Genomic DNA, 14,447 nt, shown 5'->3' on the forward strand with positions numbered 1-14,447 from the left:
CCAATATGCAAACGTTTTGTCTGGAAGTAGCAGGTGATTTTGCCTGTTTCACCCGACCGGAAATGAAGGTAGAGCGTGTGTCTTACGATGTCATCACGCCTTCTGCTGCCCGTGCCGTATTCGAGGCAATCTTGTGGAAGCCTGCGATTCGTTGGCATATCCGCAAAATTGAAGTGCTGAAGCCCATTCGCTGGATCAACTTGCGCCGTAACGAAGTATCAGGGGTTGTACCTGCTGGGGCAGTCAAGTCTGCAATGAAGCAAGGCAAAGGCAACCTCGGTATGTATATCGAAGAAGACCGCCAGCAACGGGCAGGCTTGTTCTTGCGGGATGTGCGTTACCGACTCCACGCTGAGTTTGAAATGCTGGACAACAACCCGGAGAACAATCCGGTCAAGTTTGCTGAAATGTTTAAACGCCGTGCCAGCAAAGGGCAATGTTTCAATCAGCCGTACCTTGGCACACGCGAATTTTCCTGTGACTTCCGTTTGGTTGAAGACGAAACAGTTCTCACACAACCATTGGCAGAAACACGGGAGCTGGGCTGGATGTTGTACGACATGGATTTTGCCGATACAGCCAACCCGATGCCGCGCTTCTTTCAGGCAAAAATGCAAGACGGTGTGATTCACGTCCCCGCATGGGACAGCGAGGAGATACGCGGATGATTCTGCAAGCACTCTACGATTACTACCAACGCAAATCAGCCAGTGCAGATTCTGCGTTAGCCCCCGCCGGATTTGAGTACAAAGAAATTCCCTTCATCCTGGAAGTCACTGCCGATGGCAAACTGGCGCAGATTGAAGATACCCGCACGGGTGATGGCAAAAAGAAGCGGGCAAAGTCTGAGCGTGTGCCGCAAGGTGTCAAGAAAACCTCCGGTGTTGCTGCCAACCTGCTGTGGGATAACGCCGAATATGTGTTGGGCATTGATACAAAAGGCAAGCCTGAGCGGGTAAAGGAACAGCAAGCCGCTTTTGCCGAACGTATCCGCCAATTGGCTATTACGGAACAGGATGAAGGCATCGCTGCGGTATTAGCTTTTCTGGAAAATCTGGATACCGAAACGTTACAGCAGCAACCGCAATGGGAAGAGATTGCTGCCACCAATCCCAACCTGACGTTTCGTTTGCAAGGGCAACTGCATCTGGTTTGCCAAAGCCGCAAGGTTCAAGCAGCGTTGATGAGTACAGGCGGTGACGATAACGCTAAAGCCACTTGCCTGTTGACGGGTGAACAAGCCGAAATTGAACGTCTGCATCCCTCCATCAAGGGTGTGTGGGGAGCGCAAAGCTCAGGTGCGAACATCATTTCTTTTAACCTTGATGCGTTTACGTCTTACGGCAAGAGTCAGAGTTTCAATGCGCCTGTCAGTAAAGAAGCGGCTTTTGCCTATACCACGGCGTTGAATCACTTGCTGAGTAAAGATTCTACGCAACGGATGCAGGTTGGTGATGCTTCCACGGTTTTCTGGGCTGAGCAAGAACATGCGCTGGTCGATGATTTCACCGCGCTATGGGGTGCTGCGGATAACAATAAAGATGACCCAGACCGCAATACCAATGCGGTAAAAGCCTTGTACAAAGCTGTCCAAGAATACGGGCGCAATCCTGCATTGGGCGAAACCACCCGCTTTTTTATTCTGGGGCTTGCACCCAATGCGGCGCGTATCAGCATCCGTTTTTGGCATGTGGGAACAGTACGGGAGGTCAGCCAGCGTATCGTCGATCATTTTGAGTATTTACGGATTGAACGCAGTGAACGCGATGTGGAATTTCTGCCGCTGTGGTTGTTGTTACGATCAACCGCGTTGCTGGGTAAAACGGAAAATGTGCCGCCTAATCTAGCGGGTGACGTTATCCGCTGCATTCTGGAAGGCTTGCCTTACCCACAAACATTATTGGCTTCGGCTGTGCGGCGTATCCGTGCAGAACAGGAAGTCACTTACCCACGGGCGGCTTTGATCAAAGCCTATTTGAACCGACTTAACCCAACGGAGAATCTTGCCGTGTCACTTGATCTTGAAAATTCAAATACGGGCTACCGTTTAGGTCGTCTGTTTGCGGTGCTGGAAAAAATACAGGAAGAAGCCCAACCCGGTATCAATGCCACCATCCGTGACCGTTATTACGGGGCAGCTTCAGCCACACCTGTCACTGTGTTTTCCACGCTGTTGAAGTTGAAAAATCATCATTTGAGCAAGCTGGATAACAAGGGGCGAGTCAGCAACTTTGAAAAGCTGTTGGGCGAAATTATGGGCGGCATTGTCGATTTCCCAGCCCATTTGCCATTGGCTGATCAAGGGCGTTTTGCGATTGGTTACTACCACCAGCGTCAAGATTTTTTCAAGAAACACACTAAAACCGAAACTACCCAACCTGAATCTGAGACTGGGGCACAAGGAGAATTGTTATGAGCCTGCAAAACCGTTATGACTTCGTACTGCTGTTTGATGTGAAAGATGGCAACCCTAATGGCGACCCGGATGCAGGCAATTTGCCGCGTGTCGATGCAGAAACCGGGCAAGGCTTGGTGACGGATGTTAGCCTGAAACGCAAAGTCCGCAATTTCATAGGATTACTGAAAGAAGAACAGCCGCCGTATGAAATCTACGTGAAGGAAAAAGCCATTCTGAACAAGCAACACGAACGCGCTTATCAAGCTATTCCCGGTGGTGCTGAACTGTTGGCTGGTGATGACAAGAAACGTAAAGGCGGCGACAAGGTGGAGGAGGCACGGCAGTGGATGTGCCATAACTTCTTTGACGTGCGTACTTTCGGCGCGGTCATGTCTACGGGGGTGAACTGCGGTCAGGTACGTGGGCCGGTACAAATCACCTTCGCCCGTTCGGTTGATCCTGTTATCGCCAGTGAACATTCCATTACCCGCATGGCTGTAGCAACGGAAAAAGAAGCGGAAAAGCAGGATGGTGACAACCGCACGATGGGGCGTAAATTCACTGTGCCGTATGGTTTGTATGTTGCGCACGGTTTCGTTTCTGCACATTTAGCCGATCAGACAGGTTTTTCAGAGGGTGATTTAGAACTGTTGTGGCAAGCACTCGGCAATATGTTCGAGCATGACCGTTCCGCAGCGCGTGGTGAAATGGCGACCCGTGGTTTGTATGTGTTCAAGCATGAAAGCAAGTTGGGTAATGCGCAGGCGTTCAGTTTGTTTGAGCGTATTAAGGCTGAATTGAAAGACAAAAACAGTGTACCGCGTAGCTTCGGTGATTATGCCGTAACGGTGGATGAGGCTGATTTGCCAAATGGTGTCGAACTGTTGAAGTTGGTAGGCTGATTTCCTACTTTGCGCTACCTGAAAAATGCTGAAATGGAAATGGTGAGGTGTTCATTATGACAAGCAAGCAAGATGAGAAACGCTGGCAAGATACACTTGATGCTTTGGAGTCAGTCAAAGTGGGTAAGGTCATTGATGGAGAGAAAGTTCACGACTGGCTAGAAAGCTGGGGAACTGCCCAAGAACAAAATGCTGCTGACGAGGTACTGGCAAAAAATCAGAAGTTGTTGCAAACCTTAGGCGGTATTCTGTCTATGCCTGCGGATGGTTCAGTGAACTACAAGCATGATGTGCAGCGTTATCTGGATGAGAAATTTAGATGACTGAACTCCTCCCCATCATGCTTTCGGCGCTGCAACACTACAGCTATTGCCCGCGCCAGTGTGCGTTGATCCATCAGGAACAGACGTTTGATGACAATGTGCATACGGTGCGCGGCAATTTGGCGCATGAGCGCGTGGATAGTGGTGAAAGTGGCACGGAATACGGGGTGCGGGTGGAGCGTTCGTTGCCGTTGTACAGCGAGCGTTATGGGCTGACGGGCAGGGCGGATGCGGTGGAATTTCTCGACGATGGCACGCCTTACCCCATCGAATACAAGCAGGGTTCGCGCCAGAAGAAGATGCACGACGATGTGCAATTGGTGGGGCAGGCGTTGTGTTTGGAGGAAATGACGGGCAAGGCTGTGCCGGAAGGGGCGGTTTTTCATCACAAAAGCCGTCGTCGCCGCGCTGTGCCGATTACGCCGGAATTGCGTGAATTCACCATTGGTTTGATTGCGCAGGTGCGGGCGTTGCTGGAATCGGGGCAGATGCCGCCGCCTGTGGATGAGCGGGCGTTATGTAAGGAATGTTCGTTGCAGGACAGTTGTCAGCCGGATTTGTTGGGCAATCGGGGGCGTATTCGCCGTTTGCATGAGCGTTTGTATGACGCGGATGATGAGGGGGATGCGTGAAACAATTACTCAATACCTTGTATGTGTCGACGGATGGGGCGTACCTGAAACTAGAGGGTGAAACGCTGGTGTTGTCGGTGGAGAAGGTGAAAAAACACCAAGTGCCGCTGCACCATTTGGGGGCGATTGTGTGTCTGGGGCGGGTGGCGATTAGCCCAGCGTTGATGGCGCGGAGCATGGAGGATGGGCGCAGTATCGTGTGGCTGAGCGAACACGGGCGCTTTCAGGCGCGGGTGGAAGGCCCGGTGAATGGCAATATTTTGTTGCGGCAGGCGCAGTTTCGGGCAGCGGATAAAGTGGAGATTGCGCTGGAGATCAGCAAGGCGTTTATTGCGGGTAAGTTGCGCAATAGCCGCAATGTGTTGTTGCGCAGTGCGCGGGATAGCAAGGATGAGGAGGCGAAAGCGCAGTTGGTGCGGGCGGCGAAGTCGCTGGGTATCAATTTGCGCAATTTGGCTCATGCGGAATCGGCGGCGTCGGTGTTGGGGCTGGAAGGCGATGCGGCGCGGGTGTATTTCGAGCAGTTCAATACCATGATTAAGCCGCAGATGCGTGAGGAGTTTGAGTACAAGGGGCGGAGTCGCCGTCCGCCGAAGGATACGGTGAATGCGCTGATTTCGTTCTTGTATGCGTTGTTGCTGAATGATTGCCGCAGTGCGTTGGAGACGGTGGGGCTTGATCCGCAGTTGGGATTTTTCCATGTGGTGCGCCCCGGTCGCCCGGCGTTGGCGTTGGATTTGTTGGAGGAGTTTCGGGCGGTGCTGGGGGATCGGCTGGCGTTGACGTTGATCAATCGTGGGCAGTTGCGCCAGAAGGATTTTGATTTTCGCCCCGGTGGTGCGGTGATGTTGAATGATACGGGGCGCAAAACGGTGATTTTGGCGTATCAGGAGCGTAAAAAGGAAACCTTGCAGCATCCGGTGTTGGAGTCGCAGGTGGAGATTGGGTTACTGCCGTTGCTTCAGGCGCGGATGTTGGCGCGGTATTTGCGCGGGGATGTAGAGGCATATATCCCGTTCTTTAACAAATGAGTGAAGAATTCCCCCCATCCCCAACCCCTTCCCCCACAAGGGGTGAAGGGGCTTTTTTGTGGAGTGAGCGATGTTGGTTTTGGTGAGTTATGATGTTTCTACGTTGGAGGCGGCGGGGCGGAAGCGCTTGCGGCGCGTGGCGAAGGTTTGCCAGAATTATGGGCAGCGGGTGCAGAAGTCGGTGTTTGAGTGCAAGGTGGATGCGATGACGCTGGAAATTTTGCAGGATGCGCTGCTGAAGGAAATCAGTCTGACGGAGGATAATTTGCGGATTTACCGTTTGACTGAGCCGCTGACCAAGAACGTGAAGGAGTTTGGTAAGTTTCGGGCGACTGACTTTGATGCGCCGTTGATTTTGTGATTGGCGCTTGTGGAAATGCGTTGTAGATCATAATCCTAGCGCACAACTTGTGAGTTTATGGTATAATTGGCGCTGACGTGTATTGCGCGAACCCGTAGCGATGGCGAATTCGCTGGGGGTTTCGCGGGATCATAACTTGTTGATTTTACTTGGAATGAAACCATGAACCCTCGCCGCGACCCATCCCTCTCATCCCCGCCTGATCGGTTCGCGCAATCTCGTCAAAAATCTCTTATATTTTATGCCCTTACACTTGGGCGATTCTCCCGGCTTTATTAGTCGGGAGTGGATTGAAACTATCAGTAAAGTGGCGGCGCGACGGGTTGCTGCGATTCTCCCGGCTTTATTAGTCGGGAGTGGATTGAAACTGTGCGATGCACCCCGTTTTCGTGCTCGGCTAGCATTCTCCCGGCTTTATTAGTCGGGAGTGGATTGAAACGCCGTATTCGTCTGGGCTTACTTGGATGCTATTGGTATATTCTCCCGGCTTTATTAGTCGGGAGTGGATTGAAACACCGCTCATCACCCCGGCAGCGTAGGCGCGTGCGTATTCTCCCGGCTTTATTAGTCGGGAGTGGATTGAAACTTTCGCAAGTTTTGCCGCCAGTCGGTGATATTTTGCATTCTCCCGGCTTTATTAGTCGGGAGTGGATTGAAACATCAATTCGTCTAAATGAATGTCCTTATTTTGCTATTCTCCCGGCTTTATTAGTCGGGAGTGGATTGAAACACGATATGGGGATGAAAAGTGAAATTGAACAAGCACATTCTCCCGGCTTTATTAGTCGGGAGTGGATTGAAACAATGTAACTCATGCGATTGGTCTGGCGATAGTGATATTCTCCCGGCTTTATTAGTCGGGAGTGGATTGAAACATCAATTCGTCTAAATGAATGTCCTTATTTTGCTATTCTCCCGGCTTTATTAGTCGGGAGTGGATTGAAACACACCAAAGCTGGGGAATACGCGTGGAAGGACCATTCTCCCGGCTTTATTAGTCGGGAGTGGATTGAAACATCCAAAGCGAATCAGTGAATATTCCCAAGGATATTCTCCCGGCTTTATTAGTCGGGAGTGGATTGAAACGCCGGTGCCGAGGTATTTAACGGTATTGTCGGCATTCTCCCGGCTTTATTAGTCGGGAGTGGATTGAAACAGCGAAAACCCTGAATGAATCAGCGAAGGCGGTGATTCTCCCGGCTTTATTAGTCGGGAGTGGATTGAAACCCGGAAAACCAACTGGCTATTTTGGCAGGGTCGAATTCTCCCGGCTTTATTAGTCGGGAGTGGATTGAAACAAGCGGGGCTGTACCGAAGTGTGTGAATTCCACAATTCTCCCGGCTTTATTAGTCGGGAGTGGATTGAAACAGGGCGCGGGTGGTGCTGGCACTGCAAGAGCGCAATTCTCCCGGCTTTATTAGTCGGGAGTGGATTGAAACACCGCATGGCCCGGTAACACGATGACTGAACACACGATTCTCCCGGCTTTATTAGTCGGGAGTGGATTGAAACTTGTACAACGACTTGTGCATCATCATCAGGGTTTCATTCTCCCGGCTTTATTAGTCGGGAGTGGATTGAAACATGAGCATTAATGACACGGGACGGCATTGTTATAAGGATTCTCCCGGCTTTATTAGTCGGGAGTGGATTGAAACCCGTGCAAAGTGGAACGTCGCCCCAATCTGGCGAATTCTCCCGGCTTTATTAGTCGGGAGTGGATTGAAACAACATCGTATTTTTTACGCCAATAGTCAGGGCCATTCTCCCGGCTTTATTAGTCGGGAGTGGATTGAAACTAGCGCTCAACTGGTTGTCACGCAGATAAAAATATTCTCCCGGCTTTATTAGTCGGGAGTGGATTGAAACCTTGATCTCTTGAGCGAACGTCACCGTAATGGCCCCCATTCTCCCGGCTTTATTAGTCGGGAGTGGATTGAAACGGCGCGTAGCTCGACCTTGAATCCGTGGTTGTAGTATTCTCCCGGCTTTATTAGTCGGGAGTGGATTGAAACATCGCGGAATGCACGGAGTGCGACTAGATTTGCGTATTCTCCCGGCTTTATTAGTCGGGAGTGGATTGAAACACGGCAGCGCGTGCTGCCCTCTCCAATATGAGTTGGGATTCTCCCGGCTTTATTAGTCGGGAGTGGATTGAAACCCTGAAAATTGCGCTGGATGCGCCAGAAATCACATTCTCCCGGCTTTATTAGTCGGGAGTGGATTGAAACAACGCCGTGCCAATCCCGCAGATATAGCGGCGCAATTCTCCCGGCTTTATTAGTCGGGAGTGGATTGAAACCTGCAAGAAAAGCTCGTGCCAACTGTCGAGTAATCAATTCTCCCGGCTTTATTAGTCGGGAGTGGATTGAAACAAAGAAGCCCGCCCCGTGCGGGCTTGTTTGGTATATTCTCCCGGCTTTATTAGTCGGGAGTGGATTGAAACTGCAACGGCTGAGTTCGGCGAGTCGCTGTATTTGCATTCTCCCGGCTTTATTAGTCGGGAGTGGATTGAAACCAGTCATCCATCAGCGTGTTAAAAATCACGGATGCATTCTCCCGGCTTTATTAGTCGGGAGTGGATTGAAACACAATGCCTTTCAGGTGATCAATGACCGCAGGAATTCTCCCGGCTTTATTAGTCGGGAGTGGATTGAAACAGATGAAATACTGTCTACTCGTGAAGAGGGTGCAGCATTCTCCCGGCTTTATTAGTCGGGAGTGGATTGAAACGCTCTCCACCAATAACCCCACTGTCCAGACCAAATATTCTCCCGGCTTTATTAGTCGGGAGTGGATTGAAACAGCAAGACACCGCCACCGCCACCAAAGCGGGTAGAATTCTCCCGGCTTTATTAGTCGGGAGTGGATTGAAACCAGCCTTGGGTGCTTGGTTAGAGTCGCGCCTGCATTCTCCCGGCTTTATTAGTCGGGAGTGGATTGAAACTCCGCTTCCGCGCCTGCAAGCCCTCCGTCCAGCATTCTCCCGGCTTTATTAGTCGGGAGTGGATTGAAACCATGAGCCATTGCAGGCTTTCAGCGGCGTATTGCTATTCTCCCGGCTTTATTAGTCGGGAGTGGATTGAAACGCGCTGCATCTTGTTCATCGGCACGACCTGACCCATTCTCCCGGCTTTATTAGTCGGGAGTGGATTGAAACATGTGCTGGTCAAAGGTGAAGATCAGCGGCTTGTCAATTCTCCCGGCTTTATTAGTCGGGAGTGGATTGAAACACCACGGGGGTGGTAATTGATCACATCCCCACCCCTTGCGGTAAAGCGGGCAGGGCAAAGCCAGCGCGGGCAGCGGTAATAACACTGGCAAGATAAGCCAAGGCAGACTGTCCACGTTTGCGGCAAGTACCGATGATGCTGGCCAGCATGGCAAACGCACGGCTCCCCGTAGCACTCTTTGTGCCATGGTTGGTTTTGCGCAGGATCACCCAATGGCGCAACGCCCGCTCAGCCTCATTATTGGTCAAGGGAAGCCACGGGTGGTCAAGGATTCGGAAAATGGCATCCCAATCATTGATGAACTCTTTCGCCAGTGCCGCCGTCTTGTCATGGGCAGATACGGCATGGATCAAGCATAATGCCCTGAATTCCAGGAGTTTTGCCTGATGGCGTTGACGGATCACGTCGGTTTGCGTCCCCACCGTGCCGCCTGCTGCCCGCCAAGCGTAAATGTCGTCCTGTAATACCCTCAGCCAAGCGAGGGTGAAGTTGCCAAACGTCCGCCCGTCTTTGTCCAGTGATTCTGCCAGCCCACGGGCTTTGCGGATCAGGTGCGCCCAGCAACGCAAGCGTTTGGGGTGGTGGCGGTAAGCGGCATAGCCATCACTCATCAGCCAGCCCCCAAAGTGGGGGCTAATCACGTTGTCGAGCATTTCAATGGTGCGCTGCCCTACGTAGAAACAAACGCTGAGGGTGGTGACGAATGTCCATAGCCACAGGGCTTCGCCACGCTCTTTCCAAGAGGTTTCATCAATATACAGCACCCCGCCGTCAGCGGTGGCTTCTGCCAACAGCCCTTCCACCAAGGCATCTTCCAATGGAGAAGCACTCGCGGCTGCTTCCTCAAAACATTGCTGCAACACCCCGACACTTAGGGGAATGCCCAACACCTCCCGCAACAGTTCTTGTGTGCCACGCAGTGACAAGCGTGAGCGCAGCCGTAGGTGGACAATAAGTGCCGCCAGATTGCCCCCAATCAGCCGCCACTCGCCCACATCAACCTCCGGGTATAACGGGTCGGGAGCTTGGCGATGCGGGATATGGCGGCTCACATGACCGCAGGTGCATACGCTATCGTGAAGGTGGTGGCGGGTGGTGATGACGGTCAGTCCGGGGTTCCCATCCGTGCCAAACTGGATGTCCACACTGTCATAGGCGGTATAAATACGGGAGACAGCCGCATCCAGGGACCTGCCACAGGCTTCACATCGGCTGGGGTAATGGTGTTCGTCTGCATTGATGGGCGGATGCCATACCCGACCATAACCCGGTGCGCCGGGTTGTTTACCCGCTTTGCGTTTGGCTGGTTGGGCTGGCTTTGTGCCCGCCACAGCTTCTGGTTCCGGGGTTGGCTTTCCTCTGGCTGCACCCACCCCTTCTGTTTCGGGCAAAGCCACCGTTTTGGGTGACGTTTCCCACGGGAAACCGCTGCTGGGTGGTTTGGAGGAGTTGTTGGAGTTTTGGTTGATCTGTTCCCGCGCTTCTTTCAGGTCATGCAACAACTTGGTCGACAGGTGCAGCAGTTCCTCCGGCGTGAGCTTGGCAAGGTACTGGCTGTTAAGCTGTTTGAGGCTGTGGTCTTTCAGTTGTTGGGTCATCGGGGGAGTGTCGCAAATTTAGTGCGTTTGGGTAAGGGGGGACTGTTCAGTTACCGGGGGTGGTGTTGGCAGAGGTTGCCTTGCGATTCTCCCGGCTTTATTAGTCGGGAGTGGATTGAAACTCCCGCAGTTGGGTACACCAACCGCACGGCAGGATATTCTCCCGGCTTTATTAGTCGGGAGTGGATTGAAACAGGGGAAAGCCCAAAATGCTTGGCAAGATCGTCCATTCTCCCGGCTTTATTAGTCGGGAGTGGATTGAAACTTCGCCGTCCATGCCCTCGAATTGCAGTGCGTACAATTCTCCCGGCTTTATTAGTCGGGAGTGGATTGAAACCCCCGGTGCGTTGGCACTGGTCGAGCAAATGCAGATTCTCCCGGCTTTATTAGTCGGGAGTGGATTGAAACGCGGTCGGCTTTTTCCATCTCTGCCGCCAGCTCATATTCTCCCGGCTTTATTAGTCGGGAGTGGATTGAAACGACCGCCACCAAACCCACCCAAAATACAACGACTAATTCTCCCGGCTTTATTAGTCGGGAGTGGATTGAAACAACGTAGTCATCAACCTTGATGAGCGCGTCAGAGGCATTCTCCCGGCTTTATTAGTCGGGAGTGGATTGAAACGATAATATCGACTTCCACAGCGTCCATTTCAACGGCGATTCTCCCGGCTTTATTAGTCGGGAGTGGATTGAAACCGAATGAAACAGGTGCAATAGGTCTTCGGCTGGTACATTCTCCCGGCTTTATTAGTCGGGAGTGGATTGAAACACGCACCAGATCAGCATTGCTACGCTTGCCAATGCATTCTCCCGGCTTTATTAGTCGGGAGTGGATTGAAACTAAAGCCGCCTGCTATGGGATAATGGCTAACGTGGATTCTCCCGGCTTTATTAGTCGGGAGTGGATTGAAACAACTGTAACAACGCTTACCGTCAAGCCTGACAAGCATTCTCCCGGCTTTATTAGTCGGGAGTGGATTGAAACAGTTTCAGATTGGGTAGAGAAAAATTAAACGGTAGTATTCTCCCGGCTTTATTAGTCGGGAGTGGATTGAAACAGCGACTCAGTGGTCGAATCAATGGTTGCTTGATAATTCTCCCGGCTTTATTAGTCGGGAGTGGATTGAAACATAAATGGAACTCGGACATGCGCTTGTGCATCCAAGATTCTCCCGGCTTTATTAGTCGGGAGTGGATTGAAACCGTGCTGACCTTGGTTGGCGGCCCCGTGGGTGCGTATTCTCCCGGCTTTATTAGTCGGGAGTGGATTGAAACCGTGCTGACCTTGGTTGGCGGCCCCGTGGGTGCGTATTCTCCCGGCTTTATTAGTCGGGAGTGGATTGAAACCCAGTGAGCAAGTTTGTTTGATTCAAAAATCTCATTCTCCCGGCTTTATTAGTCGGGAGTGGATTGAAACCCCAGCGTTTCAGCGCATACCCAGCATTCTGTGTACACATTCTCCCGGCTTTATTAGTCGGGAGTGGATTGAAACTGACTGCCTTACGCACCTTGGGTATGCGCCTGCGAGATTCTCCCGGCTTTATTAGTCGGGAGTGGATTGAAACCACCAGCTTAGTGGCATGTGCAGGCGCTCTTACGGATTCTCCCGGCTTTATTAGTCGGGAGTGGATTGAAACAACATATCCCCTTTGCGCTGGAACATGGCACCGTATTCTCCCGGCTTTATTAGTCGGGAGTGGATTGAAACAGGTTTAATGGTTTTTTGTACTATGCCGTGTTCAATTCTCCCGGCTTTATTAGTCGGGAGTGGATTGAAACCGTGGGAAAATGATCGAAGGATCAAAGCTCTGCATTCTCCCGGCTTTATTAGTCGGGAGTGGATTGAAACCCTGTGCCCATCGGTAATGCGGTGATCGGGATGGCATTCTCCCGGCTTTATTAGTCGGGAGTGGATTGAAACTGATCGCCGTAGCAACCTTGGTTGTGGTTGGTCTGATTCTCCCGGCTTTATTAGTCGGGAGTGGATTGAAACATCCCATGCTGCTTCCATTCGTGCTTTGTCTGCATTCTCCCGGCTTTATTAGTCGGGAGTGGATTGAAACTTCGGTGACGTTGATAACGATATGTCGCTAGATACATTCTCCCGGCTTTATTAGTCGGGAGTGGATTGAAACGTTCGTTGTCTGTGAGACATTAGGTTCAGGCGACATTCTCCCGGCTTTATTAGTCGGGAGTGGATTGAAACCCGTTTTGTAAGCGAAACGTTATCAGCGGTCTGCATTCTCCCGGCTTTATTAGTCGGGAGTGGATTGAAACAGAGGATCACGTAATAACCCCGGAACGTAACAGTACATTCTCCCGGCTTTATTAGTCGGGAGTGGATTGAAACGAGCGTGCGATATTGGTGCGCAACAAGATAAGAGAATTCTCCCGGCTTTATTAGTCGGGAGTGGATTGAAACCTCAGTAATCGCCCGCTCTTGATTGTGCCAGCCTAATTCTCCCGGCTTTATTAGTCGGGAGTGGATTGAAACTTGAGTTTGCCTAAAGCAAACCGCGATAAAACCACCATTCTCCCGGCTTTATTAGTCGGGAGTGGATTGAAACCGACTGGTTAAGTTGTGGCTTGCGTGTAGCAGGATTCTCCCGGCTTTATTAGTCGGGAGTGGATTGAAACACCGTCTTTGCTGTATCACCACGGCTTACCCTACATTCTCCCGGCTTTATTAGTCGGGAGTGGATTGAAACACGCAGCAGCAGTGCCTTCCCCGTTGCGTTATGCAATTCTCCCGGCTTTATTAGTCGGGAGTGGATTGAAACTTTTTGAATTGATTCTTTAGTCATCAATTCTTTTAATTCTCCCGGCTTTATTAGTCGGGAGTGGATTGAAACACTATTACAACGCTTCACAGCGATGGCAAGTTACATTCTCCCGGCTTTATTAGTCGGGAGTGGATTGAAACACCTGTGCATACCGAGGGTATCCGATTGCGCCAATATTCTCCCGGCTTTATTAGTCGGGAGTGGATTGAAACTGCCATGATCTGGCTAAGTCCGCCCACGCCTTGTTATTCTCCCGGCTTTATTAGTCGGGAGTGGATTGAAACAATGGCGCGATGTGGATGATGTTGGTGTTGGGCGATTCTCCCGGCTTTATTAGTCGGGAGTGGATTGAAACGACTGTAGACTGCATTGCAGCCAGCTTGGATTTAAGATTCTCCCGGCTTTATTAGTCGGGAGTGGATTGAAACATGCCAACATAGCGACAAACGCCACGCTAATGAAATTCTCCCGGCTTTATTAGTCGGGAGTGGATTGAAACCAGCAAATCCAGCAGCCCAGCCGTTACATAGCCAATATTCTCCCGGCTTTATTAGTCGGGAGTGGATTGAAACCTCGGAATACTCAATCCACACATCACCATGACAAGGATTCTCCCGGCTTTATTAGTCGGGAGTGGATTGAAACTGGAGTACGGAGGAACTTGCCTACTCCATCCTCAATTCTCCCGGCTTTATTAGTCGGGAGTGGATTGAAACATCTGTGCATAGCATATATGCTCTAAGGAACATAATATTCTCCCGGCTTTATTAGTCGGGAGTGGATTGAAACACCTAGCATACACAGATTAGCATATTCGCGCCACATTCTCCCGGCTTTATTAGTCGGGAGTGGATTGAAACAACTGGCATGAGCTGCAAGGTGTACGTGTAAATACATTCTCCCGGCTTTATTAGTCGGGAGTGGATTGAAACATATTTTGGGATATTCGCGACTGCTCACAATGGTTATTCTCCCGGCTTTATTAGTCGGGAGTGGATTGAAACCGTAAGTGGACAACCGCACGTCATACGACATACTAATTCTCCCGGCTTTATTAGTCGGGAGTGGATTGAAACTTCCATCGCCTGCTGCGCCACGGCTGCTTTAACATTCTCCCGGCTTTATTAGTCGGGAGTGGATTGAAACACAATCTGTGGCATTGGCATTGCTTGCCATAATCGC

Annotated in this window: 8 protein-coding genes and 2 CRISPR repeat arrays (1 of these 10 only partly in view); of the genes, 7 read left to right on the forward strand and 1 reads right to left on the reverse strand. The window is 51.1% G+C overall.

Features of this window, described 5'->3' with window-relative positions; genetic code table 11:
- The first annotated feature begins 5 nt into the window (after positions 1 to 5).
- The 7 genes from cas5c to cas2 all read left to right on the forward strand — a co-directional run bounded on the left by cas5c (position 6) and on the right by cas2 (position 5,647).
- Positions 6 to 668: a type I-C CRISPR-associated protein Cas5c gene (cas5c, locus tag J1836_RS17665; RefSeq protein ID WP_207252425.1), complete on the forward strand. Its 663-nt coding sequence runs from the start codon at positions 6 to 8 to the stop codon at positions 666 to 668.
- Complete coding sequence (gene cas8c / locus J1836_RS17670) at positions 665 to 2,416, forward strand: type I-C CRISPR-associated protein Cas8c/Csd1 (RefSeq protein ID WP_207252426.1); 1,752 nt, start codon at positions 665 to 667, stop codon at positions 2,414 to 2,416. The genes cas5c and cas8c overlap by 4 nt, the downstream gene beginning before the upstream one ends.
- Positions 2,413 to 3,300, forward strand: coding sequence for a type I-C CRISPR-associated protein Cas7/Csd2 (gene cas7c / locus J1836_RS17675; RefSeq protein ID WP_207252427.1), 888 nt, complete (start codon positions 2,413 to 2,415; stop codon positions 3,298 to 3,300). The genes cas8c and cas7c overlap by 4 nt, the downstream gene beginning before the upstream one ends.
- A 56-nt stretch (positions 3,301 to 3,356) precedes the next feature.
- A complete protein-coding gene (locus J1836_RS17680) occupies positions 3,357 to 3,623 on the forward strand; it encodes a hypothetical protein (protein ID WP_207252428.1) in 267 nt (88 codons plus the stop codon).
- Positions 3,620 to 4,255 carry a CRISPR-associated protein Cas4 gene (gene cas4, locus J1836_RS17685; protein WP_207252429.1) on the forward strand — a complete coding sequence of 212 codons (636 nt, stop codon included), beginning with the start codon at positions 3,620 to 3,622 and terminating at the stop codon, positions 4,253 to 4,255. The genes J1836_RS17680 and cas4 overlap by 4 nt, the downstream gene beginning before the upstream one ends.
- Complete coding sequence (cas1c, locus tag J1836_RS17690) at positions 4,252 to 5,286, forward strand: type I-C CRISPR-associated endonuclease Cas1c (RefSeq protein ID WP_207252430.1); 1,035 nt, start codon at positions 4,252 to 4,254, stop codon at positions 5,284 to 5,286. Before cas4 ends, cas1c begins: the two co-directional genes overlap by 4 nt.
- A 70-nt stretch (positions 5,287 to 5,356) precedes the next feature.
- The gene (gene cas2 / locus J1836_RS17695) at positions 5,357 to 5,647 is read left to right on the forward strand and encodes a CRISPR-associated endonuclease Cas2 (protein WP_207252431.1); all 291 of its coding nucleotides are present in this window, start codon (positions 5,357 to 5,359) and stop codon (positions 5,645 to 5,647) included.
- A 260-nt stretch (positions 5,648 to 5,907) separates the two neighbouring features.
- Positions 5,908 to 8,881: a CRISPR direct-repeat array (repeat unit 37 nt; unit sequence ATTCTCCCGGCTTTATTAGTCGGGAGTGGATTGAAAC).
- A 20-nt stretch (positions 8,882 to 8,901) separates the two neighbouring features.
- Here cas2 and tnpC read toward each other — a convergent pair.
- Positions 8,902 to 10,479, reverse strand: a complete 1,578-nt coding sequence (gene tnpC / locus J1836_RS17700; RefSeq protein ID WP_242632653.1) for an IS66 family transposase — start codon at positions 10,477 to 10,479, stop codon at positions 8,902 to 8,904.
- 85 nt (positions 10,480 to 10,564) lie between these two features.
- Positions 10,565 to 14,447: a CRISPR direct-repeat array (repeat unit 37 nt; unit sequence ATTCTCCCGGCTTTATTAGTCGGGAGTGGATTGAAAC); it runs 826 nt beyond the window's last position.

The sequence above is a fragment of the Thiothrix fructosivorans genome (assembly GCF_017349355.1).
In the GTDB taxonomy this organism is placed as follows: Bacteria; Pseudomonadota; Gammaproteobacteria; order Thiotrichales; family Thiotrichaceae; genus Thiothrix; species Thiothrix fructosivorans.